This is a genomic window from Ornithinimicrobium carbonis, assembly GCF_977012275.1.
This window is the reverse complement of record NZ_OZ348993.1, coordinates 2164883-2190374: the sequence shown is the minus strand read 5'-3', so window position 1 is coordinate 2190374 and position 25492 is coordinate 2164883. Positions and strand designations below refer to the sequence as shown.

The 25492-nt window shown below is 72.6% G+C and carries 26 protein-coding genes; 17 read left to right on the top strand and 9 right to left on the bottom strand.

What is annotated here, in order from left to right; genetic code table 11:
* The first annotated feature begins 73 nt into the window (after positions 1 to 73).
* The 9 genes from ACWHYA_RS09910 to ACWHYA_RS09870 all read left to right on the top strand — a co-directional run bounded on the left by ACWHYA_RS09910 (position 74) and on the right by ACWHYA_RS09870 (position 7215).
* Positions 74 to 1174: a phage portal protein gene (locus ACWHYA_RS09910; protein WP_425941460.1), complete on the top strand. Its 1101-nt coding sequence runs from the start codon at positions 74 to 76 to the stop codon at positions 1172 to 1174.
* Positions 1171 to 2730: an HK97 family phage prohead protease gene (locus ACWHYA_RS09905; RefSeq protein WP_425941462.1), complete on the top strand. Its 1560-nt coding sequence runs from the start codon at positions 1171 to 1173 to the stop codon at positions 2728 to 2730. Before ACWHYA_RS09910 ends, ACWHYA_RS09905 begins: the two co-directional genes overlap by 4 nt.
* 2 nt (positions 2731 to 2732) lie before the next feature.
* Positions 2733 to 3041 carry a hypothetical protein gene (locus ACWHYA_RS09900; RefSeq protein WP_425941463.1) on the top strand — a complete coding sequence of 103 codons (309 nt, stop codon included), beginning with the start codon at positions 2733 to 2735 and terminating at the stop codon, positions 3039 to 3041.
* Positions 3038 to 3421 carry a hypothetical protein gene (locus ACWHYA_RS09895; protein WP_425941465.1) on the top strand — a complete coding sequence of 128 codons (384 nt, stop codon included), beginning with the start codon at positions 3038 to 3040 and terminating at the stop codon, positions 3419 to 3421. Before ACWHYA_RS09900 ends, ACWHYA_RS09895 begins: the two co-directional genes overlap by 4 nt.
* On the top strand, positions 3421 to 3834 hold the full coding sequence (locus ACWHYA_RS09890) for a hypothetical protein (protein WP_425941467.1): 414 nt from the start codon (positions 3421 to 3423) through the stop codon (positions 3832 to 3834). Before ACWHYA_RS09895 ends, ACWHYA_RS09890 begins: the two co-directional genes overlap by 1 nt.
* A 10-nt stretch (positions 3835 to 3844) precedes the next feature.
* Positions 3845 to 4276: a hypothetical protein gene (locus ACWHYA_RS09885; protein ID WP_425941469.1), complete on the top strand. Its 432-nt coding sequence runs from the start codon at positions 3845 to 3847 to the stop codon at positions 4274 to 4276.
* Positions 4277 to 4284: 8 nt separating this feature from the next.
* Positions 4285 to 4692 (top strand): hypothetical protein, encoded by a 408-nt coding sequence (locus ACWHYA_RS09880; RefSeq protein WP_425941471.1) that lies wholly within the window; start codon positions 4285 to 4287, stop codon positions 4690 to 4692.
* 10 nt (positions 4693 to 4702) lie between these two features.
* Positions 4703 to 5005: a hypothetical protein gene (locus tag ACWHYA_RS09875; RefSeq protein WP_425941472.1), complete on the top strand. Its 303-nt coding sequence runs from the start codon at positions 4703 to 4705 to the stop codon at positions 5003 to 5005.
* Between the two features lie 140 nt (positions 5006 to 5145).
* Positions 5146 to 7215 (top strand): hypothetical protein, encoded by a 2070-nt coding sequence (locus ACWHYA_RS09870; RefSeq protein ID WP_425941474.1) that lies wholly within the window; start codon positions 5146 to 5148, stop codon positions 7213 to 7215.
* A 14-nt stretch (positions 7216 to 7229) separates the two neighbouring features.
* On the opposite strand, the gene ACWHYA_RS09865 is transcribed toward ACWHYA_RS09870, so the two are convergent.
* Both ACWHYA_RS09865 and ACWHYA_RS09860 read right to left on the bottom strand, forming a co-directional pair.
* Positions 7230 to 7559 (bottom strand): hypothetical protein, encoded by a 330-nt coding sequence (locus tag ACWHYA_RS09865; RefSeq protein WP_425941475.1) that lies wholly within the window; start codon positions 7557 to 7559, stop codon positions 7230 to 7232.
* A 236-nt stretch (positions 7560 to 7795) separates the two neighbouring features.
* Positions 7796 to 8089: a hypothetical protein gene (locus ACWHYA_RS09860; protein WP_425941477.1), complete on the bottom strand. Its 294-nt coding sequence runs from the start codon at positions 8087 to 8089 to the stop codon at positions 7796 to 7798.
* Between the two features lie 205 nt (positions 8090 to 8294).
* On the opposite strand from ACWHYA_RS09860, the gene ACWHYA_RS09855 reads away from it, so the two are divergent.
* Positions 8295 to 12146: an FtsK/SpoIIIE domain-containing protein gene (locus tag ACWHYA_RS09855; protein WP_425941830.1), complete on the top strand. Its 3852-nt coding sequence runs from the start codon at positions 8295 to 8297 to the stop codon at positions 12144 to 12146.
* Here ACWHYA_RS09855 and ACWHYA_RS09850 read toward each other — a convergent pair.
* On the bottom strand, positions 12112 to 12507 hold the full coding sequence (locus ACWHYA_RS09850) for a hypothetical protein (protein WP_425941478.1): 396 nt from the start codon (positions 12505 to 12507) through the stop codon (positions 12112 to 12114). The genes ACWHYA_RS09855 and ACWHYA_RS09850 overlap by 35 nt on opposite strands.
* Positions 12508 to 12601: 94 nt before the next feature.
* On the opposite strand from ACWHYA_RS09850, the gene ACWHYA_RS09845 reads away from it, so the two are divergent.
* Positions 12602 to 13183 carry a PGPGW domain-containing protein gene (locus tag ACWHYA_RS09845; RefSeq protein ID WP_425941480.1) on the top strand — a complete coding sequence of 194 codons (582 nt, stop codon included), beginning with the start codon at positions 12602 to 12604 and terminating at the stop codon, positions 13181 to 13183.
* Between the two features lie 69 nt (positions 13184 to 13252).
* On the opposite strand, the gene miaB is transcribed toward ACWHYA_RS09845, so the two are convergent.
* Positions 13253 to 14785, bottom strand: a complete 1533-nt coding sequence (gene miaB / locus ACWHYA_RS09840; RefSeq protein ID WP_425941482.1) for a tRNA (N6-isopentenyl adenosine(37)-C2)-methylthiotransferase MiaB — start codon at positions 14783 to 14785, stop codon at positions 13253 to 13255.
* A 196-nt stretch (positions 14786 to 14981) separates the two neighbouring features.
* Entirely contained in the window at positions 14982 to 15737 is a 756-nt protein-coding gene (locus ACWHYA_RS09835) for a YoaK family protein (RefSeq protein WP_425941483.1), read from the bottom strand.
* A gap of 107 nt (positions 15738 to 15844) precedes the next feature.
* Between ACWHYA_RS09835 and ACWHYA_RS09830 the strand changes: the two genes are divergently transcribed.
* On the top strand, positions 15845 to 16396 hold the full coding sequence (locus ACWHYA_RS09830; RefSeq protein WP_425941484.1) for a DUF5709 domain-containing protein: 552 nt from the start codon (positions 15845 to 15847) through the stop codon (positions 16394 to 16396).
* Between the two features lie 30 nt (positions 16397 to 16426).
* Here the strand turns inward: ACWHYA_RS09830 and ACWHYA_RS09825 are convergent, their stop codons facing one another.
* Together ACWHYA_RS09825 and recA are read right to left on the bottom strand one after the other, a co-directional pair.
* A complete protein-coding gene (locus ACWHYA_RS09825) occupies positions 16427 to 17110 on the bottom strand; it encodes a regulatory protein RecX (RefSeq protein WP_425941486.1) in 684 nt (227 codons plus the stop codon).
* The gene (gene recA / locus ACWHYA_RS09820; protein ID WP_425941832.1) at positions 17110 to 18156 is read right to left on the bottom strand and encodes a recombinase RecA; all 1047 of its coding nucleotides are present in this window, start codon (positions 18154 to 18156) and stop codon (positions 17110 to 17112) included. Before recA ends, ACWHYA_RS09825 begins: the two co-directional genes overlap by 1 nt.
* A 357-nt stretch (positions 18157 to 18513) precedes the next feature.
* Here recA and ACWHYA_RS09815 point away from each other — a divergent pair, with 357 nt between their 5' ends.
* The 4 genes from ACWHYA_RS09815 (at position 18514) to ACWHYA_RS09800 (ending at position 22393) form a co-directional block, all read left to right on the top strand.
* Positions 18514 to 19326, top strand: a complete 813-nt coding sequence (locus tag ACWHYA_RS09815; RefSeq protein ID WP_425941488.1) for a YwiC-like family protein — start codon at positions 18514 to 18516, stop codon at positions 19324 to 19326.
* A 167-nt stretch (positions 19327 to 19493) separates the two neighbouring features.
* Positions 19494 to 20765: an aspartate kinase gene (locus ACWHYA_RS09810; RefSeq protein ID WP_425941490.1), complete on the top strand. Its 1272-nt coding sequence runs from the start codon at positions 19494 to 19496 to the stop codon at positions 20763 to 20765.
* On the top strand, positions 20762 to 21871 hold the full coding sequence (locus ACWHYA_RS09805) for an aspartate-semialdehyde dehydrogenase (protein WP_425941492.1): 1110 nt from the start codon (positions 20762 to 20764) through the stop codon (positions 21869 to 21871). The genes ACWHYA_RS09810 and ACWHYA_RS09805 overlap by 4 nt, the downstream gene beginning before the upstream one ends.
* Before the next feature lie 48 nt (positions 21872 to 21919).
* On the top strand, positions 21920 to 22393 hold the full coding sequence (locus ACWHYA_RS09800) for a hypothetical protein (protein WP_425941493.1): 474 nt from the start codon (positions 21920 to 21922) through the stop codon (positions 22391 to 22393).
* 7 nt (positions 22394 to 22400) lie between these two features.
* Here ACWHYA_RS09800 and ACWHYA_RS09795 read toward each other — a convergent pair whose 3' ends face one another.
* Positions 22401 to 22625, bottom strand: a complete 225-nt coding sequence (locus ACWHYA_RS09795) for a DUF3046 domain-containing protein (RefSeq protein ID WP_425941495.1) — start codon at positions 22623 to 22625, stop codon at positions 22401 to 22403.
* Between the two features lie 9 nt (positions 22626 to 22634).
* A complete protein-coding gene (locus ACWHYA_RS09790) occupies positions 22635 to 23561 on the bottom strand; it encodes an AEC family transporter (RefSeq protein ID WP_425941497.1) in 927 nt (308 codons plus the stop codon).
* A gap of 71 nt (positions 23562 to 23632) precedes the next feature.
* Here ACWHYA_RS09790 and ACWHYA_RS09785 point away from each other — a divergent pair, with 71 nt between their 5' ends.
* Complete coding sequence (locus tag ACWHYA_RS09785; RefSeq protein WP_425941498.1) at positions 23633 to 25483, top strand: carboxyl transferase domain-containing protein; 1851 nt, start codon at positions 23633 to 23635, stop codon at positions 25481 to 25483.
* Positions 25484 to 25492 lie beyond the last annotated feature (9 nt).

Here is a 25492-nt window from a genome sequence, read left to right as displayed (position 1 = left end):
ACTGAGGGTGTCCCGCTACCGCGTCCGGATCGGATCTGCATTGGGTTGGTGGTCGCAACTGCTGGGGCTCCCCGTGATCGAGGGAGCCGAGCGACTGCCCGACCTGCAGGACGAGATCCGCTCCGAGACCACCCCCGAGGGCGTCATGCCCCCGGCGCGGTCCGACCGCTTGCCGATCACCCAGGCCCAGGCGCTCACCCTCATCCCGGTCTACCGGGCCTTCTCGCTGATCTCCTCGGCCGTGTCCCAGCTCTCCCTGGACCTGTGGCGTGGCGAGGAGACGATCCCCTCCCCGACGTGGGTCCGTCGCCCTGACGTGAAGGTGCCCCGCTCGGCGTGGCTGGAGATGACGACCACGTCCCTGGCCGCCAACGGCAACGCGTTCTGGCGCGTCGAGCGGTCCTCACCGGCCGAGGCACCCTCCGCGCTGCTCGTGCTGGACCCCAACGAGGTCCACATCAACGACGACGGCACCTTCTCCCACCGCGGCCGCACCCTGGCCTCCTGGCAGGTGCAGCACCTGGCCCTCCTGCGCGTCCCCGGCAGGCTGCGCGGGCTCGGGCCGATCCAGGCGGCCGCACAGGACCTCACCGGCGCCGCAGACCTGCGCGACTACGCCTCCGAGTGGTTCAACGCCGGCACCGTGCCCAACGGCGTCCTGAAGTCCGACCAGCACATCACCGCCGAGCAGGCCGCCGCGGTGAAGACCCAGTGGCTGACCTCGGTCAACGGCGCCGAGCCTGCCGTGCTGGGCAACGGACTGGACTACCGGCCGCTGCTGATCTCACCCAAGGACGCCCAGTTCCTGGAGTCGCGGCAGTTCACCGTCACCGACATCGCCCGCCTGTTCGGGATCCCCTCGCACCTGATGCTCTCCGTCGTCGAGGGCGGGTCCATGACCTACCTCAACGGACAGGCCGCCGACCTGTCCTTCCTGCGCTGGACCCTCATGGCCTACCTGCGCGAGATCGAGGAGGCCGTGACCGCGCTGCTGCCCCGTGGTCAGACCGCCCGCTTCAACGTCGACGCCATCCTGCGCCCCTCGACCCAGGAGCGCTACGACGCGCACAAGGTCGCCCTGGAGGCCGGCTTCCTGACCGTCGACGAGGTCCGCCGGATCGAGGGTCTGGACCCGCTCGGCCCCGCCCCTGCACCCACCGAGGAGCCTTCATGACCACGACCACCCCCGAGCTGGAGGTCCGCGAGTTCCAGGTCCGCCTGGCCGAGGACACCGACGAGGAGAAGCGCGAGTTCACCGGCATCGCGGTCCCCTGGGACACCGTCGCCCGCATCGGAGATCTCTACGAGGAGCGGATCGCCCGCGGCGCGGTCGTCGACTCCGAGGACGCCAAGGTGTGGTGGCGCCACGCCGAGCCGATCGGGCGGATCACCCGTACCGAGGACACCGACGAGGGCTGGCAGATCACCGGCGTCCTGTCCCGCACCCCCCGCGGCGAGGAGGCCTACACGCTGCTGCGCGACGGCGTGGTCGACCGGCTCTCCATCGGCTTCGTGCCCGTGGAGCACCGCGAGGAGGTCCACGACGACGGGTCCATGACCCTGACGCGCACCAAGATCCGGGTCCGCGAGGTCTCGGTCGTCCCCATCCCGGCCTACGACAAGGCCACCGTGACCTCGGTCCGCGAGGCACAGCCCACCCCCCACCAGGAGGAAACCATGAGCGACACGCTCACCCGGGCGGACCTTGACGAGGTCCGCACCAGCATCGAGGACCTGGACCGCGAGCTGAAGCTCGTCGGCTCCCAGGTCGCCACCCGCACCGACGAGGAGCCGGCCCTGCAGTTCCGGTCCTTCGGCGAGTACGTCAAGGCCGTGGCCGCCGGCGACGAGACCGCCATGCGTGCCTACACCGGCGCGACGACCGCGGACTCCATCTCCCGCGACTCCTGGGTCGGCGACGTCATCCGCCTCGGCGAGGCCCGCCAGCGGGTCACCAGCCTCTTCCAGCACACCAAGGACCTTCCGCCCGAGGGCATGAACGTGGAGTACGGCTACCTGGCCGACGACACCACCCAGGTGGACGTGCAGGCCGCCGAGGGCGATGACCTGCTCTACGGCAAGGTCGACCTGGGTACCGCCACGGCAGCGGTGAAGACCCTCGGTGGCTGGACCCAGATGACCCGCCAGGAGATCGAGCGGTCCTCGGTCAACGTGGTCGACTTCTCCTTCCGCGCCATGGCCCTGCGCTACGCCAAGGCCGTGGAGACCCTCACCCGGGGCACCCTGACGGCGGCGTACAACGACGCCACCGCCACCGCCCTGGCCGAGATCGAGGCCGACCTGACCACCCAGGACGGCGTCGTCGAGGGCCTGATCGACCTGGTCGAGCACTTCGAGGACTCCGACGTGACGCTCTCCGGTCTGATCGTCGCCAAGGACGTCTTCCTCTCCCTGCTGGCCGTCCCCTCCACGGACCGGATCCTGCAGGTCACCCAGGCGCCGACCGACAAGCTCGGCACCCTGACCGTGTCCAGCCTGACCGGCAACATCGCCGGCGTGCCGGTCACCCTCTGGCCCGGCGCCCCGACCGGTGCGACGGTGGCCTACGACGAGACCGCGATCCGCACCCAGGAGGCGCCCGGCGCCCCCATGCGGCTGCAGGACGAGAACATCGTCAACCTGTCCAAGGCGTTCAGCGTGTACGGCTACGCCGCCTCCTACGTCCAGGTCCGCCCGGGCCTGGTCAAGGTCACCGCCCCGGTCGTCTGACCATGAGCGCCGCCGACCTCAGCGCCTACGTCAACTCGACGGCGACCGCCGACGAGCCCTTCGTCGCTGCCTGCTGGGCAGAGGCCGAGGAGCTCGTCGCCGCCTACGTCGGGCTGAACGTGGTGCCTGCCGTCACCCTGCACAGGGCGACGCTGGAGGTCGCGGCCGAGCTGTTCCACCGACGCAACGCCCCGGGCGGGATCACCCAGTTCGCCGCCCTGGACGGACCGTCACCGGTCCGGATGGCCCGAGACCCCATGCTCGGCGCGTACCCCATCCTGGACCGCTTCCTGCCCGCGGGGCTCGCATGAACACGCTGCGAGCCCTGCGGGAGGACCTGCAGGCCGTCCTGGCCCCGATCGGGACGGTCCTGGACCACCTGCCCGAGCGGATCACCCCTCCCGTGGCGATCATCGCCGCCGGCTCCCCGTACGTGGAGGCCGGTGAGACCTTCGGATCCTGGTCGGTCCGCTTCACCGTGGTGCTCGTCGCTTCACAGGGCACCAACCAGACCGCCACCCGCCAGCTGGACCACGTGGTCGCGGCCACGGCCGTGGCCCTGGACCAAGGCGCCTGGGACGTGGAGCGGATCGACCAGCCGACCATGCTCGGCCACGCCGGCACCCACTTCCTGTCCACCACCGTGGACGTCGCCCGCACCGTCGACACGATCACGGACGGGGGCACCTGATGGGCTCTCCGAGGATCAAGGGCGACCGACTCTCCTTCCACGTCGACGGCGTGGACCACTGGGCCGACGCGACCAGCGTGGTCATGGACGGCGAGGACCTGGAGGTCCCCGACATGCATGGCGAGGTCAAGCTGATCCGCCTGCGCTCCTGGTTCGACGTGGAGGCCGTCCAGTCGACCGCCGCCGCCTCCCTGTGGACGTTCTGCTGGGAGCACCAGGGTCAGACCGTCCCCTTCGCCTACGCCCCCCACGGCAACCCCCTGCCGACCGAGGACCAGCCCCACTTCACCGGTGTCCTGACCGTGCCCCTCGCCCCACGCCTGGGCGGGTCCGCGGGCCGCACCACCGAGCAGACCTTCGAGTCCCGCTTCCACATCGTCCAGGGCCCGCTCCGGGTCACGACCACCGAATAGGAGAAACACCATGGGTTCGACCCGCATCCGGGGCAACAAGCTCGCCCTGACCTTCGGCACCCCCGGCACCGACTACTGGGCCGACGCGACCAGCGTCGTCCTGGAGAATGAGGAGAAGGACTCCGACGTCGTCACCTTCGAGGACGCCGCCGGTGAGTCTGGCACCGACCGCCAGTGGTTCTTCACCATCTCCGCCGTGCAGTCCACCGCCACCGGCTCCTTCTGGCGCTACCTGTGGGAGAGCACCGGCGAGGTCGTGCCGTTCACCTACGCCCCCCACGGCAACGAGACCGCCACCGCCGAGCAGCCCCACTTCCTGGGGACCTGCAAGGTCGGCCCCAAGCCGTCCGTCGGTGGCGAGGCGTCCCGCACGAGCGAGTTCACCTTCGAGGTCCGCCTCGACGTGGAGACCGGCCCGACCCTGGACGAGGGCGGGGTCTGACCGGCGCCATGGCCGTCAAGGACGTGACCTTCAGCTCCGGAGGCGCCCAGGTCAAGATCGAGGGCCTGCGCAAGGCGCTACGGGCCTTCGAGGCCGCCGGCGCGTCCGCCGAGGACATGAAGGACCTGATGCACTCCATCGGGCTGATCGTCGTGGCGACCGCCACCCCCAACGCGCCAACCCTGTCGGGCGCCCTGGCCGGCTCGCTACGGGCCGGCCGGGGCAAGACCAAGGCCGTCGTCCGTGCAGGCGGCGCCCGGGTCCCCTACGCCGGTGTCCAGCACTACGGCTGGCCCGCCCGCAACATCGCCGCCAAGCCCTTCCTGGCCGACGCGGTCCAGTCGACCCGCGCCAAGACCTTCGCCGCCCTCGAGGACGGCGTCGGTGACCTGTTGAAGAAGCAGAACCTGACCTAAGGAGCCACCCATGATCGACGTCAACAAGCTCACCCTCGGCGAGGTCGCCAAGATCGAGGAGCTGTCCGGTCAGCCGATCACCTCCTTCGGCGACGACGACCGCCCCAAGGGCCTGGCCCTGGCCGCGTTCGCCTTCATCGCCAAGCGCCGCGAGGACCCCACCTTCACCTGGAACAAGGCCCAGGAGCTGACCTTCGAAGAGGCCAACACCATCCTGCAGCCGACCCCGGCCGCCGAGGACGAGGAGGGGTCCGACCCTTTGGACGAGCCCGCCACCCCGGCCCGTTCGAGGAAGACCCAGCGGAAGAGCTGAGGGAGGCCCGTCTGCAGGAGATGGCCCAGTTCGCCGTCCACCTGCGGATGACCCCGGGCGACTACTACGCCCTCACCGTGGCCGAGCACCGCGTTATCGTCACCGAGTGGAACAAGACCCAGAAGAGGAGGGGGTGAACCGTGGCAGGTCAGACGATCACCGTCAGCGTCCTGGCAGACACCAAGCCGCTGTCCAAGGCCTTCAACAACCTCAGCAACGAGATGGGCCTGGGCAAGATCGGCAAGGCCGTCGGCGCCCTCGGCAAGGCCGTCGCGGTCGGGGCGACCGCCGCCGGGGCAGGCTTCGCCGCGCTCACCGTCGCCGGCGTCAAGGCCGCCTCCGGGCTGGAACAGTCCATGGGCGGCGTCGACGCCGTCTTCAAGCAGACCGCCGACGAGGTCCACGCCCTCGCCAAGGGCGCCGACATGGACCTGGGGCTGACCCAGAACGCCTACAACGAGCTGGCGACCGTCATCGGGACCTCGCTGAAGAACAGCGGCACCCCCATGAAGGAGCTGGCCGGGACCACCGACGAGCTGATCTCACGGTCCTCCGACCTGGCCGCCACCTTCGGCGGGACCGTCGTGGACGCCAGCAACGCCATGGCCTCCGCGCTGCGCGGTGAGTTCGAGCCGCTGCGCCAGTACGGCGTGTCCCTGAACCAGGCCGACATCAACGCCCGCGCCCTGGCCGACAGTGGCAAGGCCAACGTGGCCGAGCTGACCAAGCAGGAGAAGGCCCTCGCCACCCAGGCGCTCATCATGGAGCAGTCGGCCGACGCCGCCGGGATGTTCGCCGCCGAGAACGACACCCTCGCCGGCAAGATGGAGCGGGCCAAGGCCGTCGCCGGCAACCTGGCCGCCGAGTTCGGTGCCGTCTTCCTGCCCGCCGCGACCGCCGCCATGGGCTACCTGCTGGAGCAGGGCGTCCCCGCGATCCAGGCCCTCGGCACCTGGGCACAGGACCACCTGCTGCCCGCCCTGCAGTCCCTGGGCGCCTGGTTCACCAACGAGGGCGTGCCCCGCCTGCAGGAGTTCGGCGCGTTCCTCACCGAGACCGTCGTGCCCAAGATCCAGGAGTTCGGCAACTTCCTCACCGGCACCGTCGTGCCCGCCCTGGCCTCCTTCGGCACCTGGGTCCAGAACAACGCCGCCTGGCTCCTGCCGCTGACCGGTGCCATCCTCGGCGCCGTCGCCGGGTTCAAGGCCTTCACCATCGCCATGGCCGCCTGGAGGGTCATCACGACCGCCGCAGCGGCCGCCCAGCTCCTGCTGAATGCCGCCCTCCTCGCCAACCCCATCGGCCTCGTCATCGCGCTCGTCGCCGGTCTCGTCGCCGGGTTCCTCATCCTGTGGAACACGAACGACGGCTTCCGGGACGCCGTCATCAACGCCTGGCAGGCGATCACCGCCGGCGTCCAAGCCGCCTGGGCATGGCTGCAGACCCTGCCGTCGAAGTTCAGCGACATGATGACCTCCATCCGCACCGCGGTGAGCACCGGTATCGACGCGGTCGTGACGTTCTTCCAGAACCTGCCCGGGCGTGCCCAGGACGCCGCCAGCGCCCTCACGTCGCGCCTGAGCGACCTGGCGACCACCGCGATGACCGCGACACGCACCGCCGTCAGCGACGGCATCGACCGGGTCCTCGGCTTCTTCCGCAACATGCCCGGACGGATCGTCTCCGCCCTCGGCAACCTCTCCGGACTGCTCACCGGCGCCGCGGCCGACGTGATCGACGGCTTCCTCGGCGGCCTCCGGGGCGGCTTCGACCGGGTGAGGGGCGAGCTGGGCAGGCTGACCAACCTGCTGCCCGACTGGAAGGGTCCCGCGTCCAAGGACCGGAGCATCCTGCGCGGCGCCGGTCAGCTCATCATCGACGGCTTCGTGAGGGGTCTGGAGGACCGCTTCGGGGACGTCAGGAGCACCCTGGGAGGGCTGACCGACGAGGTCGCCTCCACGAGCTTCGAGTCGCCCTCGATCGACGCACCCCCACGGCTACGCACCGCCTCGGATCGGACCTCGTCGACTCCGGGCAATGGGGGGTCGGCTCCGGTCGTGCAGCTCTCAGCAGACGCCGAGCGGGTGCTCCTGGCGGCCGTCGACCGACCCATCCAGGTAGGTCTGCAGGTCTCTCAGCGCGAGTTCGCTAAGGCAGTAGTCGAGTCCAGGAGCTACTGGGACCGCCGCGGCGGCTTCCAACATGCTTGATGGTGAGGGAGCGGTCAGGGCATGGCCGCAGCTGTACGCACCTGTCGCCACACGCCTGGCGCAAACATCATCAGCATCTTGCCCTCGATGCCCACAGCGAGGTCTCCGCCGGGCCCGATTTTGATGTCGAAGGGGGCGTCTTGGCCGTCGGCGACGAACCAGTGCTGGTGCAAGTCGCCATCCATGCCAGCCGTGAAGACCACAAACTCGAGCAGACCGTCAGTGTCGGGGGGAATCTCATTGGAACGGCGAACGGACACCTCGCCCTGGGAGTCCATGAGGTACACCGTGATGCCGTCGTCGTCCTGAGTTGCTGCTTCTTCTCTTCCCGGTGCCTGAGTCATGGGCCCCGATCCTAGCTACGTTGGGCATCGTTGGTTCCGTCCGGCTGAGGCGGCGACAGCAGTCCAGGCACGGAGGGCGGTTCGGATCGGGCGTCCGGATGGCCTGGCTCAGGCAGGTCCGACAACAGGAAGAGACCCGAGCGGGGCCGCACAGGGGCCGCACGAGGATCATTCAAGGCCGTTCTTTGCCAATGCTGCCAACGCTCGCATAGGCCTTTGACCAGCGGGTTCACTCTTCACCATCCGTTACCGTAACCCCGAAAAGCATTGATCCAGATCTCCTCCACCGTCGGGTCGTCGAGGTAGGGCTGCAGCGGGCCGAAGCCGGCCACCGACTCCAGGAGGGCGCGCTGCGCCTCACGACGGTCCCCCAGCGGGACCAGTCCGCCCAGGAGCGCGCGCTCGTCGTAGTCGTCGAGGACCTCGCCGATGAGGTCGCGCACCTCCAGGTCGTCGCGGGAGGGGTCGAGCCGACGTCGACGGATGAGCTCACGCACGTCCTCCTCGAGATCGTGCAGCGCGGCCTGCATGGACCTGCCCTCCCCCTGTCGTTCCGAACCGTCGTGCCGGGCCACCGGCCCCACAGCGGACCATGCGACCAAGCGTGAGCAGGACTGTAAAGGGACTTTGCCAAAGCCTGACCAAACCCGAACCAGATCTGTGGACAGACCCCGGGGCTGTGGACGACGGAGAGGCTGCGGGCGGAGAACGAGCCACCATGGGCCGGTGCGAGCGATGATCACCGTGCCGGCGTGCCCGGCGCCGAGGTACCTCGTGCTCGAGGGCCCCGAACACCTCACCCCCGCAGACGTCCACGCCCTGGTCGGCGTAGCCGTCCCGCCCCCCGCCGCACGGCTCCCCCTGCACGGGTATGCCGTGGGGCCCGCGGCCCTCCCGCCCGCCACGCCCCTGCCCAGGCTCGTCGTCGCCGACGGACCGGACGCCGGGGCGTGCGTGCAGGTGGCTCCGGGGGCGTCGGTGACGGTCGGCCGCGACCCCTCCTGCGACCTGACCGTCCTCGACCCCGCGCTCTCCCGGTGGCACGTGAGGGTCGCCGCGGACCGCGAGGGCATCACGGTCGAGGACCTGGGTTCGACCAACGGGATGCGCTGGTCGCCGGAGAAGGAGGAGGCGCACCCCTGCACCGAGGGGACCGCCGGCCCGCGCCGCTGGGTCCCCGGCCACGACCTGCTGGTCGGAGGCTCACGGCTGACGCTGCGGACCCGGCCTGGGGCACCGCTGCCCGTGCGCTGGCGCGGCGGAAGGGCCGAGGTCAGACCCTGGCCCCGCACCGGCACGCCACGGCCGGAGGTGTCGCTGAGCACCCCCGCTCCACCCCAGCGGGAGGTCGTGCGGCCCCCCAGCGCGTGGTCCTGGGGACTCCCCCTCGCGGCGTCGGTGGCCCTGGCCGTGGTGCTCCGGATGCCCTTCCTCCTGCTGTTCGGCCTGATGGCGCCCGCGATGGTCCTCGGCCACCACCTCGGCGAGCGTCGCCGGACGCGGACCGAGCACCGGGACGCCGCGGCCCGGCACGACGAGGAACTGATCCGCCTCGAGGAGGTCCGCCGTCGCGCGTTGGCCGACGACCTGACCGCGCTGCGGGCCGCTCGTCCCGGTCTGGGCGGGGTGGTCACCGCCCTGCTGCCGGCGCCCTCCACGGAGCTGTGGTCCCGGGCCCACGAACCGCTGGAGGTCGTCCTGGGCCGTTCCCGGTGCCCGGCCGGCGTGCGTCACGACGGTGCGGTGCTGACCCACGGGGACGGCCCGGTGACCCTGGACCTGGAGCAGCCGTTGGCGGTGGTGGGTCCGGCACACCTGCGGGACGGCCTGGTCCGGTCGGTGCTGCTGCAGGTCGCCACCACCCACCCGCCCTCCGCCCTGCGCCTGCTGGTCGATCCCGTGGAACCCCCCGGGGACGGGTGGGACCTGCTGGCGTGGCTGCCGCACACCCGTCCGGCGAGCCCGGACGGGTGGACGGACGGGGGGACGGACGGGCTGCGCTGGGGTGAGCACCTGTGCCTGGTCGACGACGTCCGTGACGCACCGGCCGGGCGACCCCGGGTGGAGGTGGCCGCGCCGGGGCAGGCGGTGCTGCGACGACCGGGCGAACCGGACCTGCGGTTCGAGCCCACGATGCTCGGCCTGCCGCTGGCCCGCCGGCTGGCCCGTCTGCTCGCGGGGTGCGCCGAGGACGTCCCCCTTGCAGGACCCGGCCCGCTCTCCCGGCCGGCGACCCTGGGTGACCTCGCGCCGTGGCCCACGGACACGGACCAGGTGCGCCGGGGGTGGTCGTCGGCGGCCGGGGCGCAGGGGCTGTCCGTCCCGCTCGGCACCGACGCGCGGGGCACCCCCGTGGTCGTGGACCTCGTCCGCGACGGCCCGCACACACTGGTCGCCGGGACGACCGGATCGGGCAAGTCCGAGCTCCTGCGCACGCTCGTGACCGGGCTCGCGCTCGCCCATCCGCCGTCCCGCCTCGGCGTGCTGCTCATGGACTACAAGGGCGGCTCCTCGCTGGGACAGCTCTCGGCCCTGCCCCACGCCGTCGGTCTGGTGACCGACCTGGACCCGCACCTGGGGCACCGCGTCCTGGAGTCGCTGCGCGCGGAGCTCCGTCGGCGCGAGCGCCAGCTCGCCCAGGAGGGCCTGCGGGACGTGGCGGAGGGCGGGGACCGCATCCCGAGGCTGCTCATCGTCGTCGACGAGTTCAGGGTCCTGGCCGAGGAGCTGCCGGACTTCCTCAGCGGTCTGGTGCGCGTCGCCACGGTCGGGCGCAGCCTCGGCGTCCACCTGGTGCTGGCCACCCAGCGGCCGGGCGGGGTGGTCTCGCCCGACCTGCGGGCCAACGTCAACCTCCGCATCGCCCTGCGGGTGCGCGAGGTGGCCGACAGCCTGGACGTCCTCGACGTGCCGGACGCCGCTCAGCTGCCCGAGGGTCGCCCCGGTGCCGGCCTCCTGCGGACGGGGGCCTCACCCGCCCGGTCCTTCCAGACCGTCCAGGTCGGACCTCCCGCCGGACCGGCACGGTCGCACGACCCGGGGCCCTCGGCCGGGCCCGGGGTCCGCCACCCGCAGGTCACCGTCCAGGAGGTGGCGGACGCGTGGGCGGGCTGGCGGGTCGTGACGGCTACGGACGACGGTCGGGCCACGGACCCGTCGTCCGACCTCTCACGGTCGCTCGCCGTCGAGGGGATCGTCGAGGTGCTCCGCCGGACGGCGGAAGAGGACGCGGCCCGGTCGTCGACGCCGGTCCGCGCCCGGCCCGTGTGGCACCCGCCGCTGCCCGACCGATTGCCGGTGAAGGACCCCGGTGCCTGGGCGGTGGCCGACCGGCCGGAGCAGCAGTCGTGGGAACCGCTCACCTGGCGCGGTGACGGGCACGTCGCCCTGGTCGGGGCGCCCCGCAGCGGCCGGTCCACCGCCGCACGCTCCCTCGTCGCCGCCGCCGGCGACGTCTGGCTCTACGTCGTCGACCCGGCGGGCGCCCTCGCCGGCAGCGAGCTGTCCGCACACCCGGGCCTGCGGGCGTGGGTCGGTCCTGGCGACCCGGCCCACGCCACGGCCGTCCTGCGCGCCCTGGTCGAGGTCGTGGACCGCCGACTCGCCGCGGTGGAGGCCGGCGCGGCCGCACCGGTCGTCCTCGTCGTGGACGGCTGGGACCGGTGGGTCCAGGAGCAGGAGGCGGACCGGGGGCAGGCCCGCGAGCTGGCGACGCGGGTGCTGCGCGACGGACCCTCCGCCGGGGTCTGCGTCGTCCTCACCGGCGACCGGCAGCTCGTCTCCGGAACGGTGGGCAGGCACGTCCCGCAGACCTGGTTGCTCCCCACGCACGACCCCACGGACGTCGCCGCGGTCGGGCTGCGACCCGTCCAGGTGCCACGGCACCGGCCTGCCGGGCGGGCGGTCCGGGCCTCGGACGGCCTGGTGGCCCAGGTGCACCTTCCCGTCGGCGGTCGCGCGACTCCGGCTCGACCACCGGGTCCTGCTCCACCCCGTCTGGTCACCCTGCCGCGACGGCTGGACGCGGACGGACCGTGGGCGGTCGGCGGCGAACGGGCCGAACCCGTGCCGCGCCCCACCGGGTCTGCGCTGGTCCTGGGCCCCCCGGGATCGGGCGTCACCTCCACCCTCGGGCTGCTCGCCGGGCCGGAGCAGGGGAACGGCACCGGCGGGACGCACCAGCAGGGTGTCGTGCGCGTCGCCGGTCCGGGCTCGTGGGACGACGACGAGCTGCGCGCAGCCCTGGACGGCACGGTGGGCACCGTCGTGCTGGACGAGGCGCATCTGCTCACCGGCTCCCGGACCGAGGAGACCGTCCTCGCCTGGGCGGACCGCACCCGTGGACGGCTGCTCGTCGGTGGCGAGCTGACGGCGTGCTCGGCCCTGTTCCGCGGTGCCGTCCCCTACGTCGGCCGGCTCCGGACGGGACTGGTGCTCCAGCCCTCCCTCGTGGGTCACGGCGCTCCGCTGGCCGTCGACCTGCCCACAGGAGACCTGCGCGTCCCGGGACGGGGCGTGCTCGTCCTCAGGGGTCGCTGCACCCGGGTCCAGGTCAGGGGTCCGTCCGGACCTCCAGACGACCCATGAGGAAGGTCGCGGCGACGGTGGCCGACCCGGCGGTCAGCACGAGGCCGGCCAGCCACCAGGGGGCGAACTGGAACATCGCGATGCCCAGGGGCACGAGCATGAAGTTCGCGGCGATGGCCGGTGCCTGGGCCCGCGGGTGCCGCGCGCGCAGTCCCCGGGCGGTGTAGGCCAGCCCGATGACGAAGACCGCGATCGTGGCGACGGACATGATGACGATGAGCGGGTCGCTGCCCTCGCCCACGGCCAGCTCGTAGAGGTAGAACGCGGCGATGCCCGCGAGCACCACGGCCTCGAGGGCCACCAGCAGCGCCGCGACCTGTCCGGCCCGACGCTCACGGGGGGTCGGCTCGGCTGCGCTCACCGGGACATCGTAGGCACCCACCGGTCACGACCGGTCCTGCGGGCCCGGGTGCGGGCCAGGGTGCTCGCAGACCGGACCGTTAGGCTCATCCGTCGTGACCGCGGCGAAGCGAATAGCGCTGGAGACCCTGGGGTGGGTCGTCCTGTGCGTGGGCATCCTCGCCCTGTTCCTGCCCGGTCCCGGCCTGCTGCTGACGCTCGCGGGCCTGGCGATCCTCTCCACCCAGTACGGCTGGGCCCGACGGCTGATGGAGCCGGTGCGGGTCAAGGCCTGGCGGGGCGCTGCCGAGGGTGTGGAGACCGTCCCGCGCATCGCCGCCTCCGTGGTCGTCGCCCTGGTGATGATCGGCATCGCGGTGCTGTGGCTGTGGAGCCCCCCGGCTCCCGGCTGGTGGCCGGTGGCCGAGCGGTGGTGGCTCTTCGGGGGGCCCGCCGTGGGGATCACCATGATCGTCTCGGCCGTCATCGCGCTGGGACTGCTGGTCTACGCCACCCGGCGCTTCCACGGTCACCCGGCCGCGATGGCGGACGTGCTGCGGATGGAGGAGCGCTACCGGGCGCGCCGTCGGCACCGCGTCGAGGCGAGACGCCGGCTGCGTCGGATGCGGACCGCGGGCGTGGCCGTCCCCACGCGTGCCAGACGCCGGGGGGCCAGCCCCGTGCGCGACGGCGGCTGACCCTTCCCGCGCGACGCGTCGACGGGGCGGAAGCTGGCGCGGTCCGCTCCGGCGGTGGCCGCCCGGGCGTCAGGACGTCGGGCAGCAGGCCGGGGCCAGGGGCTCCGGCGCCGGGGGCCGGCCCACGGTGGGGATGCCCAGACTCACCGCGGGCTTGCGGGTGGTCCCCTCTGTGCCACCGTCCTGCAGGGCCGCCCAGGCCTCACCGCCCCGCGTGCGCCGCACGGCATACGTCCCGCCCCGCACGCCCGAGTCGGCGAGAAGGTGGTGCGGGGCGCCGTAGGTGACCTCGACGGTCACGGCGTCCCCCGGCCGGGGCCGCTCGGCCCCGGCGGGGACGGCGAAGTGGACGAGCCGGTTGTCCCGCGCCCGACCTGACAGACGCTCGGTCTCGGCGTCCTTGCGGCCCTCCGCCGGCGCGACGAGCACCTCGACGCGGCGCCCCTCGAGCTCGCGGTTGCCCGCCCAGGAGACCTCCTCCTGCACGGCCAGCAGCCGGTCGAAACGCTCCTGGACGACCGCCTTGGGCACCTGGTCGCCCATGGTCGCGGCCGGCGTGCCGGGGCGGACGGAGTACTGGAAGGTGAACGCGCTGGAGAAGCGCGAGGCACGGACCACCTCGAGGGTGTCCTGGAAGTCCTGCTCGGTCTCGCCGGGGAAGCCGATGATGAGGTCGGTGGTGATCGCCGCGTCGGGGATCTGCTCACGGACCCGGTCGATGATGCCGAGGAACTTCTCGCTGCGGTAGGAGCGCCGCATCGCCTTCAGCACCCGGTCCGAGCCCGACTGCAGCGGCATGTGCAGGCTGGGCATGACGTTGGGCGTCTCGGCCATGGCGGTGATGACGTCGTCGGTGAAGGCGGCCGGGTGCGGGCTGGTGAACCGCACCCGCTCCAGCCCCTCGACCTGTCCGCAGGCGCGCAGCAGCTTGCCGAAGGCGAGCCGGTCGCCGAACTCCACCCCGTAGGTGTTGACGTTCTGTCCCAGCAGCGTGATCTCGACGACGCCCTGGGCCACCAGCGCCTCGACCTCGGCGAGGATCTCGCCCGGACGGCGGTCCTTCTCCTTGCCGCGCAGGGCGGGGACGATGCAGAAGGTGCAGGTGTTGTTGCAACCCACGGAGATGGAGACCCAGGCCGAGTATGCCGAGTCGCGCCGGGTCGGGAGGGTGGAGGGGAAGACCTCGAGCGACTCCAGGATCTCGACCTCGGCCGCCCTGTTGTGCCGGGCGCGGTCCAGCAGGGCCGGCAGCGAGCCGACGTTGTGGGTGCCGAAGACCACGTCCACCCACGGCGCCCGCTCCACGATGGTGGCCCGGTCCTTCTGCGCCAGGCAGCCGCCGACGGCGATCTGCAGGTCCGGGTTGGCCAGCTTCGCCGGGCGCAGCTGACCCAGGTTGCCGTAGAGCTTGTTGGCGGCGTTCTCACGCACGGCGCAGGTGTTGAACACGACGACGTCGGCCACGTCCGACCGCTGCCCCGGGGGCAGGCTGGCCAGGTCCACGTAGCCGGCCGTCTCCAGCAGCCCGGCCAGGCGCTCGGAGTCGTGCACGTTCATCTGGCACCCGTGGGTGCGCACGTCGTAGGTCTTGAGGGTCTCCATACCGTTGTCCAGGGTAACCGGGGACCGCGGCCCCGACGGACCGGTGAGCACCCGGACCCGGACCGGGCCGGACCGGACGGATCCCCAGCCGGACCGGACGGATCCCCAGCCGGACCGGACGGATCCCCAGCCGGACCGGACAGACCCCGAGGCGTCGGAGGCCCGTCGGCGGGGGTGGGTCTCCCGCCGACGACGGTCACGGCAGGAGTCGGGCGGGGGCCGGGGGCGGACCGGGTCGGGTGAGGAGCGGGGGCACGGCGATCGTCAGCAGCAGCGCGGCCGGGACCAGGAGCACCACGACGCCCGCCGTCAGGTAGCCCAGCGCCCCCATCACCCCGCCGAGGAAGAACAGGGCCACGAGCGTGGCGTGCATCCGCAACCGGTCCAGGTCGGCACGCACCGGAACAGCGCCGTCGAGCCGGTTGCGGTAGGCGCCCTTGCCCAGCTCGATGCCGATGTCGGTGACCATCCCGGTCACGTGCGTCGTGCGGATGGTGGCGTCGGACACCTTGGTGATGAGCGCGTTCTGCAGCCCCATGACGAACCCCAGGGCCGCCACCAGGGGCCACTGACGCTCGGGCCCGGGCACCAGGTCGGCCAGGGCCCCGATCAGCAGGACGAGCACCGCCTCGGTCAGCAGGACGAGGGCGAACCGACGGTCGTGCCAGCGGTCCCGGCGCCGGGCCCAGTGGAACTGCAGGGCCGAGGTCATCGCGCCGAGGACGAAGGCGGTCAGCGCGAGCAGGCCCATCGCGACGACCACCCACCCGCCCAGGACGAGGTGGTCGGCGACGCTGGCGGTGAGGCCCGTCATGTGGGAGGTGTAGAAGCCGACCGCGACGAAGCCGACCGAGTTCAGCACGCCCGCGGTCCAGGCGAGGTGGTAGGCCAGGTGACGGTTGAGCCGCTGGGATCGGGCCGGCCCGGCCAGGTCCCACACGCGCCACGCCATGTGCGCCTCCTCCGCCTCTCCCCGCTGGTCGGGGAGCCTCGCGCGACCGACTGTAGTGGGGTCGTAGGATGAGGGTCCGAGGAGCACCCGTCTGCGAAGGAGCGGCGATGATCCACAACGATCGCGAGAGCATCGGCGACGAGCTGGGCGTCTGGAGCGTCGACGACGAGGACCAGCTGTCCTCCGCCGACACCCTTGACGGCGACGGGGATCCGCTGGACCGGGGCTACACCGCACCGGACCGCCTGCACGGGTCGTTGGCCTACGGAGTGACGGCGAGCGAGCAGCGGGGCGACGAGACGATCGACCAGCGCATCCGTCAGGAGGAGGCGGATCCCTGGTCGGCCTACGGCGCGCCGGACAACGAGTCCGGGCTGGACGGGACCGAGGAGGACATGCTCGGCGGCGACGACGTGGACGCGGTCCCCGCCGGCCGTGACGTCTACGGGGGCGACCACGGACGGATCGGCCGTCTCGTGGCTCCCGACGAGGGCCTGCACCCCGACCGCGAGGCGCGGCTGGTCGCCCGGGAGGGTCGCGCCACGAGCTGGGACTCCCCCGAGGAGTCGGCGATGCACTACACCGACGGGGAGGACGACGACCTCTCCGAGGAGGAATGGACCCCCGAGAGCGTCGTCGCCCGCGACGAGGAGGAGTAGGCGCACCCGGACGACGCCCGTGCCGGCGGGTCAGTCCCGGCGGTTCTCCGGCAGCTCGTCGAGCGCCTCCCGCACGACCTGGTAGGCCACGCCGGGACCGTAGCCCTTGCGGGCCAGGAACCCGGCCAGCCGGCGCGTCTGCACGTCCCGCTCCAGCCCACGCATGGTGCGCAGGCGGCGGGCGACCAGGGCGCGGGCCTGCTCCTTCTCCCGCTCGGGGTCGATCTCTTCCAGCGCCGCGTCGGCCACCTCGTCCGGGACGCCCTTCTGCCGCAGCTCGTGGCGCAGGGCACCGGCGGCCAGGCCCTTGGTCTCCTGCTTGGACCGCACGTACATCTCCGCGTACGACTCGTCGTCGACGAGGCCGACCTCCGTCATCCGGTCCAGCACCCCTCGGGCGACGTCGGGCTCGCACCCCCTGTCGCGCAGCTTGTCCTCGAGCTGGCGGCGGGTGCGCGGGCCCATGGCCAGCTGGCGCAGGACGATGCGACGGGCGACGGCGTGGGGGTCGGGGTCGGAACGGCCCGGTCCCCCGGACCGTCCCGACGTCCCTGCTGCCCGACCCCGACCGTGTTCCCCGTCGACGGGGGTCCCGCCGTCCGCGAGGGCCGTCGACGAGGTCCGGCCGGGGCTGAGCCCGGAAGCGCTGGCGACGGACTCCGCCTCCGCCAGCGCCCGCCGCGCCGCAGACAACCGGTCTGCGTCGGTGCCCATCAGAAGTCGACCGAGACCTCACCGGTCACCGGGTCGACCCCGTCCGGCAGGTCCTCGGCGGTCTGCTTGGGCACCCCGATGCCGAGCTTGGCCTTGATCTTGCGGTCGATCTCCTCGGACAGGTCCGGGTTGTCCTTGAGGAACTGGCGGGCGTTCTCCTTGCCCTGCCCCATCTGGTCGCCCTCGTAGGTGTACCAGGCGCCGGACTTGCGCACGAAGCCGTGCTCGACGCCCACGTCGATGAGGCCGCCCTCCCGGGAGATGCCCTGCCCGTAGAGGATGTCGAACTCGGCCTGCTTGAACGGCGGCGACACCTTGTTCTTGACGATCTTGGCCCGGGTGCGGTTGCCGACCGCGTCGGTGCCGTCCTTGAGGGTCTCGATGCGGCGCACGTCGATGCGGACCGAGGCGTAGAACTTCAGCGCCTTGCCACCGGTGGTGGTCTCCGGCGAGCCGAACATGACCCCGATCTTCTCGCGCAGCTGGTTGATGAAGATCGCCGTGGTGCCGGTCGTGCTGATCGCGCCGGTGATCTTGCGCAGGGCCTGGGACATCAGCCGGGCCTGCAGACCCACGTGGCTGTCGCCCATCTCGCCCTCGATCTCGGCCCGCGGCACGAGCGCCGCGACCGAGTCGATGACGATGATGTCGATCGCCCCCGACCGGATCAGCATGTCGGCGATCTCCAGGGCCTGCTCGCCGGTGTCCGGCTGGCTCACCAGCAGGGCGTCCGTGTCCACGCCGAGGTTCTTCGCGTAGTCGGGGTCGAGCGCGTGCTCGGCGTCGATGAAGGCGGCGATCCCGCCGGCCTTCTGGGCGTTGGCCACGGCGTGCAGCGCGACCGTGGTCTTGCCGCTGGACTCCGGCCCGTAGATCTCCACCACGCGGCCGCGGGGCAGACCGCCCACGCCCAGGGCGACGTCGAGGGCGATGGACCCCGTCGGGATAACCCGGATGGGCGGACGGTCCTCGTCCCCCAGGCGCATCACCGACCCCTTGCCGTGCTGCTTCTCGATCTGCGCCATGACGGCGTCGAGAGCCCGCATCCTGTCGTTGCCGGCAGCGACCGGCGATGCCGTCTTCGTCGTGGCCTGGGCCATGTCCGTGCTCCTTCGTTGCTCGTGGTGGGCGCGCCTACCTTCGACCGACCTCCGGCCGCCGTCCCCTTGCAGGGCCTCGTCCCGTGTCCAGTCAGACGCTAGGTGCCGCCACCGACAGACCCGGCCTCCCACGGCATACCTGTGGGTGTCCGGTCCCGTCGGGGGGACCATGGGGACGAGCGTAGTCGAAAGTCTGTACGAACTGCTGAACCACCTCCCGGCGTGTTCCGGGACGACTCACCCGGCGCCGTCCGCGACACCCACCCGGCGCGGTCTGCCGATCTGTTCACTACACTGCGTCGTATGAGCGTCCGGTCCTCTGTGGCGCCCACCGCCCGGAAGCTGCCCGGGCCGGGGGCGGGTCACCGGGGAGGCCGACGGCGCCGACGGCCGGGCTGGGTCCCCAACCAGCACGGGGCCTGGGCGATGCTGTCGGCCCCCCTCCTCGTCGGCACGCTGGCCTCGGGACCCCGCTGGGCGCACCTGCTGCTGGCGGCCTTCTGGTTCGCCGGCTACCTCGCCTTCTTCGCGGCCACGCTCTGGCTGAAGTCCCGCCGACGGCCGCGCCACCTGGCTCCGGTACAGGTGTACGTCGCCCTGGCGACCGCCCTGGGCGCGGCCCTGCTCCTGGTCGAGCCGACGCTGGTGCGCTGGGCCCCGCTGTTCGTCGTCCCGCTCTCGGTCGGCATGGTCGCCTCGGCGACCCGGCACGAGCGGGCCCTGATCGCCGGACTGGCCACCGCGGCCGGGTCCTGCCTGATGACGCCGGTCGCCTACGACCTGGGTCCGGGCGAGCGGTGGACGGTGGCCTGGATCCTCACCGGCGTCCTGGCGGGCTACTTCACCGGCACCGTCTTCTACGTCAAGAGCGCGATCCGGCGACGGGGCAGCACCGTCTTCCTCCTGCTCTCGGTGGGCTACCACCTGCTCCTGGCGGTCCTCGCCCTCGCCCTGCTGCCCCACGGCGCGCGGCTGCCCCTGGGCGGTCTGGCCCTGGTCCTGGCGGTGCGGGCCGCCGCCGTGCCCCGCCTCGGGTGGAGCCCCGCACGGCTCGGGGTCGGCGAGATCGTCGCCACCCTCGCCGTGGTCGTCCTCGCGCTCACCACGCTCGTCTGACCCGACCCGACCCGACCCGACGTGACCGGACGCGCGCCGTCACCGCGCTCCCCGCTCCTTCCGCCGCGTCAACGACCCCCGTTCCTCTCCCCTACACTGGCTGCCAGTCCGGGACCTGCGACGCCGACGTCATCCCGTGCCACCCTGCCCCCTGCCCAGGAAGCACCATGGCTCTGCTCGTGATGAAGTTCGGCGGTTCGTCCGTCGCCGACGCCGAGGCGATGCGCCGCGTCGCCCGCCGCGTCGTGGCCGCCCACCGCGCGGGCGACCAGGTCGCCGTCGTCGTCTCCGCGATGGGGGACACGACCGACGAGCTCCTCGACCTGGCCGCCCAGATCGCCGACGGACCGCCGCCGGAGCGCGAGATGGACATGCTCCTGTCGGCGGGCGAGCGGATCTCGATGGCCCTGCTGGCGATGGCCATCCAGGACCTGGGCGTGCCCGCCCGCAGCTTCACCGGCGCCATGGCCGGGATGCGCACCGACACCGCGCACGGCCGTGCCCGACTGCTCGACGTCCAGCCCGCCCGGGTCCGCGGCACCCTGGAGGAGGGCGGCGTGGCCATCGTGGCCGGCTTCCAGGGCATCTCGACCGACGACGACATCACCACCCTGGGCCGCGGCGGGTCCGACACCACGGCGGTGGCGCTGGCGGCCGCCCTGGACGCCGACGTCTGCGAGATCTACACGGACGTGGACGGCCTCTACACCGCCGACCCGCGGATCGTCCCCAGCGCCCGGAGGGTGACCCGGCTGACCATCGAGGAGACCCTCGAGATGGCCGCCCACGGCGCCAAGATCCTGCACCTGCGGGCGGTGGAGTACGCCCGGCGCTTCCACGTCCCGCTCCACGTCCGCAGCAGCTTCTCCGACCAGGAGGGCACCTGGATCCTCGTCGGCCGACCCCTCACGGAGGACACCATGGAAGAACCGATCATCTCCGGCATCGCGCACGACCGCTCGCTGGGCAAGGTCACCGCCGTCGGCATCCCGGACCGCCCCGGGGCGGCGGCAGCCGTCGTGGGCGCGGCCTCCCGGGCCGGCGTCTCGATCGACATGATCGTGCAGAACGTCTCGACCTCGGACGCGGCGACCTCCGACATCTCCTTCACCATCCCCGAGACCGACGGCCCGACCACGGTCGCCGCGGTCCGGGCGCTGCAGGACGAGATGGGCTTCGACGACGTCCTCTACACCTCGCACGTGGGCAAGCTGTCGCTCGTGGGGGCGGGCATGCGCTCCAACCCGCAGGTCGCCGCCCAGCTCTTCGCCGCCCTGGCCGACGCCGGGGTCAACATCGAGATGATCAGCACCTCCGAGATCCGGATCTCGGTGATCTGCGACCAGTCCGACCTGGAGGACGCCGTGCGCGCCGTGCACACGGCCTTCGGGCTGGACGCCGAGGACGCGGCCGTGGTCTACGGCGGGACGGGCCGGTGAACGCCGTGACCGGGCACGACCGGCACCTGCACGTGGCCCTGGTGGGGGCGACCGGACAGGTCGGCGCGGTGATGCGGCGGCTGCTGTCCGAGCGCGACTTCCCCGTCGCCTCCGTGCGCTACCTCGCCTCCGCCCGCTCCGCCGGCACCGAGCTGCCCTGGGACGGGTCGGCCAACGGCCTCGAGGGGTATGCCGAGGCGCGCCAGATCCTCGTCGAGGACGTGGCCACCGCCGACCTGTCCGGCATCGACGTGGCCCTCTTCTCCGCCGGGGGCTCCGCCTCGAAGGAGCACGCACCCCGCCTCGCCGCCGCCGGTGCGGTCGTGGTCGACAACTCCTCCGCCTGGCGGATGGACGACGCGGTGCCGCTGGTCGTCAGCGAGGTCAACCCGCAGGATCTGGGGCTCGCGCTGGGCGGGGGCGGGTCGCGGATCGTGGCCAACCCCAACTGCACGACGATGGCGGCCATGCCGGTGCTGCGGCCCCTCCATGCCGAGGCCGGGCTGGAACGGCTGCGGGTGGCCACCTACCAGGCCGTCTCCGGGTCCGGGCTCGCGGGCGTGCGCGAGCTCGGCGACCAGGTGCGCGCGGCCCTGGCCGGCGAGGAGCCGGTGGAGGCGCTGACCCACGACGGGTCGGCGGTGGCGCTGCCGGAGCCGACCACCTACGTGGCCCCGATCGCGTTCAACGTCCTGGCCATGGCCGGCGACCTCGTCGAGGACGGGGAGACCTCCGAGGAGGTCAAGCTGCGCAACGAGTCGCGCAAGATCCTGGGCGTCCCCGCGCTGGCGGTGTCCGGCACCTGCGTGCGGGTGCCCGTCTTCACCGGGCACAGCCTGGCGGTCCACGCCGAGTTCGCCCGGCCGATCACCCCGGAGCGGGCCACCGAGCTGCTCGGCCAGGCTCCCGGCGTCGCGCTCGCCGACGTGCCGACGCCCCTGCAGGCCGCCGGGCAGGACCCCTCCTTCGTCGGCCGTATCCGGGTCGACCAGAGCGTGCCCGAGGGTCGCGGCCTGGTGATGTTCGTGGCCAACGACAACCTGCGCAAGGGCGCGGCGCTCAACGCCGTGCAGATCGCCGAGCTCCTCCTGCAGCACGACCTCTGACCCGGCCGCGCGGATGACAGGCCGGGCCGCACGGTCCACAGTGGGACCATGACCGACACCGACAGCAGCACCGCCCTGACCGAGGACGAGCAGGCGCTCGTCAAGCGCTCCGCCTTCGGCGCCATCGCCCTCGTCTCGCGCTCCGACCCCGGCTTCTTCGCGATGTTCAAGGAGTCGATGGCCGGCTCCAAGGCGTTCCAGGAGGCCCCGGCTGCGGTCCAGGAGCTGCTGCGCGACGGCGGCTTCCCCACCCCGCCCACCGGGTCCCCGGACGAGGTGGAGCAGACCGTCCTCGACGAGCTCGGGCGGGCGGTCGACGTCCTCCGCGCCAAGGCACCGGCGCAGGCGGACGGCTACCGCGACGTCGTCCTGGCCGCGGCCGACCGGGTGGCCCAGGCCTCCGACGGCGTGGCGCCCGCGGAGCAGGAGATGATCGAGAAGATCCGCCGGGCGGTCGCCGGCGGGCTGGCGGGCGAACCTCCCGTGGGCGACACGGCCACGGACGCCCCGCGCCAGCCCTGAGGAGGCCTCAGGAGCGGGTACGCCGGCGGTCGGGCAGGTAGTGGTGCTCGGGGGGCACCTCGAGGTCGCGCACGACGGCCTCCCACACCTGCCGGACCGGGTCTCCGTCGGCCAGGGCCTGCTCGGCCGTCCGGCTGCCCAGCGACCCCAGGGCCTGCCCCTGGGCGACGAGCGCGGCATACCCCTGCCCGAACTCCTGCTCCATCAGGGCCCAGAACTCGCTCAACCGCACCGCGCCAGCCTACCCACCGCCGGCGAGGGCGACGACCAGCAGCATCGCGGGCGCCGCCAGCACCGTGGTGACGAAGACGCTGTCCCGGGCGATGTCCTCCCCCCGCCCGTAGGCCACCGCGAGGACGAAGACGTTCTGTGCCGTCGGCAGCGTGGACATCACCACGACCGCCAGCACCTCCGCCCCCGACAGCCCCAGGACGGGGCCGGCGACCAGGCCCGCCACGGCAGGCATCAGCCCGAGCTTGAGCAGGACGACGGCCGCCAGCTCGGCGAGGTTGTCGCGTCCGCGCGGCAGGGGTGAGAGGCGCAGCGAGATCCCGAACGCGAGCAGCATCCCGGGGATCGCCAGGCCGCCGACGAGCTCCGTGGGCCCCCGCACCACCGCGGGGAGGGTGATGCCGGTGAGCGCGACGACCAGTCCGAGCATGCTGCCGATGGTTAGCGGGTTGGTGACCGGCGAGCGCAGCAGCCGCCCCAGCGACACCCGCCCCGACTGGCTGGCGTCCAGCGCCGCCAGCCAGGCCGGCTGCAGGACGAGCAGCTGCATGAGGATGATCGGGGCCGACCACGACGCGTCGCCCAGCACGTAGATGGCGATCGGTAGGCCGAGGTTGTTGGAGTTGACGTAGCTCACGCTCATCCCGCCCATGAGGGCGTGGGTCAGGCTGCGGCGCAGCACCAGCCGGGCCAGGAGGAGGTATGCCGCGGCCGTCACCACCACGCCGGCCACCGTGGCGACCAGGAAGCCGGAGAAGATCACGCCGACGTCGGCGTCCGCCACGACGAGGAAGAGCAGCGCGGGCGAGCCGACCCAGAAGGTGAGCCGGGCGAGCATCTGCTGCTCGGTCCGGCCGAAGAGGCGGGTGTGCGCGAGCAGCCACCCGACCGCGACGACCGCCGCGATCAGCCAGAATCCCTGGAGCACGGCCGCCACGGACCGCATTATCGCGGTCGCGCGGCGTTACCTGTCGGTAGGGTCGACGGCCCGCTGCTAGCCTGCGTGGAATGCGCGATCCGGGCCGTCCCGACCAGGGCGAGGACCACCACGACCTCCACGACGACTACGTCACCGGCGACGGTGGCGTGACGCCCGACCTGCTCGACCTGCGGCCCCGCACCCCCCGCACCGTGGCCTCGCTCTACGAGAAGCGGCCGGGGTTGAACCCGACCGAGGCCGCCCGGGCCTTCATCGCCTCGGTGGACCTCCAGGAGCGCTACGGCCACCTGCGGGTCGTGGACGACCTCATCGGCCTGCAGCGCCGGGTCGGGGACACGATCGAGCGCTACACCGACAAGCTCACCAGCGCCGAGGCGCGCAGCGGGTCGACGGAGTCGGCCAAGTTCGGGATCGGGCACTTCCGGGGGCAGAGGGCCGTGGTCTACGTGGTCGACTGGTCCTTCTTCGCCGGGTCCCTGGGCGAGGTCGCCGGGGAGAAGTTCGTCCAGGCCGCCGAGCTGGCCGAGCGCGAGAAGCTCCCGCTGGTGAGCATGGGGGCCTCCTCCGGGGTGCGCCAGCACGAGAACGTCCTGGGCCTGATCCAGATGCAGCGGATGGCCGCCGCGGCCAACAAGTTCCAGCACACCACCAACCGCCCCTACGTCAGCGTCCTGGCGGGGCAGGTGTGGGGCGGGATGTCGGCGAGCGCGGTGCCCGCCGCCGACCTCATCGTGGCGCTCGAGGGCACCGACTACGGGTTCGCCGGGCGCCGGGTCATCGAGACCTTCGAGGGCAAGGAGGTCCCGCGCGGGCTGCAGAGCGCCGAGGCCAACTACCTGGACCGCAACGTCGACGTCCTCGTCAAGGACGTCGACGAGCTGGTCGAGCTGCTCGGGCGGATGTTCGAGGCCGGCCGCTCCACCTCACGGCTGCGCGACCGTCGGCGCGACGACGTCGCCGACGGGGCCGAGGACACCGGCCGGGAGGTCACCGTGGGTCCGGAGGGCTTCTCGGCCGCGCTGTGGGACCGCCAGGGGGTCGAGCGCCGGGTCCACCTGCCCCGCGACCGCCGGGACCGTGGCCGCGCGACGGCCGGGGAGACGCTCATCGCGCGGTACAACGAGATCGCCGCGGGGGCGGGGCGTCTGGACACCGAGTTCCTCCTGCGCACCGTCTTCGACTCGGCTGTCCCCTTCTACAACCACGTCCGGTTCGAGGACGACACGATCTACCCCCACGTCGTCGCGGCGCTGGCCACGATCGGGGACCACTCCTTCATGGTCATCGGGGACCAGCCCTCCTACCGGATCAGCGGCGACTACGTGGGCAAGCGGCCGCCCAACCCGGGTCCGGAGGACTACGAGTACGCCGTCCGCATGCTGGACGCCGCGGAGCGCTGGGAGCTGCCGGTCGTCTTCCTCACCGACACGCTGGGGGCGCTGCCGACGATGGCCGCCGAGCGCCGCGGCCAGTCCCGGGCCATCGCCCAGTGCATCAAGCGCGCCGCCTCCCACCCCTACCCCACCGTGGCGGTGATCACCGGAGCCATGGGCAGCGGTGGCGGGCTGGCCACCACGCCGTTCGGACGGCACACCGTGATGTTCGACAGCGCGCTCGGCTTCGTCTCCGAGCCGCGCTCCACGGCGACCATCCTGTACAACGTGGCCAACCCCTCGGTGGAGCAGGTGGCGATGACGCTGGAGACCATGAAGGCCTCCGCCGACGACCTTCGCTCCCAGGGTCTGGTCGACACGATCGTGGAGGACGGCGACCGTCCCCGCGCCACGGCGCGGGCGCTGCGGGCCTCCGTCGTGGAGGGGTACAACGAGCAGCACGGGCTGAGCCCCCGACGGCTGCGGCAGAAGGCCGACGACCGGCTGCGGCCGCGCACCCTGGGCAAGCTCTCCACCGGGGACTGACCCCCGGAC

Coding starts and splice junctions, on each gene's coding strand:
- ACWHYA_RS09825 (WP_425941486.1), bottom strand. CDS start 17,110: ATGGGCACCGACGCAGACCGGTTGTCTGCGGCGCGGCGGGCGCTGGCG.
- ACWHYA_RS09800 (WP_425941493.1), top strand. CDS start 21,920: ATGACCGACACCGACAGCAGCACCGCCCTGACCGAGGACGAGCAGGCG.
- ACWHYA_RS09880 (WP_425941471.1), top strand. CDS start 4,285: ATGGCCGTCAAGGACGTGACCTTCAGCTCCGGAGGCGCCCAGGTCAAG.
- ACWHYA_RS09865 (WP_425941475.1), bottom strand. CDS start 7,559: ATGACTCAGGCACCGGGAAGAGAAGAAGCAGCAACTCAGGACGACGAC.
- ACWHYA_RS09810 (WP_425941490.1), top strand. CDS start 19,494: ATGGCTCTGCTCGTGATGAAGTTCGGCGGTTCGTCCGTCGCCGACGCC.
- ACWHYA_RS09885 (WP_425941469.1), top strand. CDS start 3,845: ATGGGTTCGACCCGCATCCGGGGCAACAAGCTCGCCCTGACCTTCGGC.
- ACWHYA_RS09835 (WP_425941483.1), bottom strand. CDS start 15,737: ATGGCGTGGCGCGTGTGGGACCTGGCCGGGCCGGCCCGATCCCAGCGG.
- ACWHYA_RS09895 (WP_425941465.1), top strand. CDS start 3,038: ATGAACACGCTGCGAGCCCTGCGGGAGGACCTGCAGGCCGTCCTGGCC.
- ACWHYA_RS09890 (WP_425941467.1), top strand. CDS start 3,421: ATGGGCTCTCCGAGGATCAAGGGCGACCGACTCTCCTTCCACGTCGAC.
- ACWHYA_RS09855 (WP_425941830.1), top strand. CDS start 8,295: ATGATCACCGTGCCGGCGTGCCCGGCGCCGAGGTACCTCGTGCTCGAG.
- miaB (WP_425941482.1), bottom strand. CDS start 14,785: ATGGAGACCCTCAAGACCTACGACGTGCGCACCCACGGGTGCCAGATG.
- ACWHYA_RS09860 (WP_425941477.1), bottom strand. CDS start 8,089: ATGCAGGCCGCGCTGCACGATCTCGAGGAGGACGTGCGTGAGCTCATC.
- ACWHYA_RS09815 (WP_425941488.1), top strand. CDS start 18,514: ATGAGCGTCCGGTCCTCTGTGGCGCCCACCGCCCGGAAGCTGCCCGGG.
- ACWHYA_RS09785 (WP_425941498.1), top strand. CDS start 23,633: ATGCGCGATCCGGGCCGTCCCGACCAGGGCGAGGACCACCACGACCTC.
- ACWHYA_RS09900 (WP_425941463.1), top strand. CDS start 2,733: ATGAGCGCCGCCGACCTCAGCGCCTACGTCAACTCGACGGCGACCGCC.
- ACWHYA_RS09875 (WP_425941472.1), top strand. CDS start 4,703: ATGATCGACGTCAACAAGCTCACCCTCGGCGAGGTCGCCAAGATCGAG.
- recA (WP_425941832.1), bottom strand. CDS start 18,156: ATGCGGGCTCTCGACGCCGTCATGGCGCAGATCGAGAAGCAGCACGGC.
- ACWHYA_RS09830 (WP_425941484.1), top strand. CDS start 15,845: ATGATCCACAACGATCGCGAGAGCATCGGCGACGAGCTGGGCGTCTGG.
- ACWHYA_RS09905 (WP_425941462.1), top strand. CDS start 1,171: ATGACCACGACCACCCCCGAGCTGGAGGTCCGCGAGTTCCAGGTCCGC.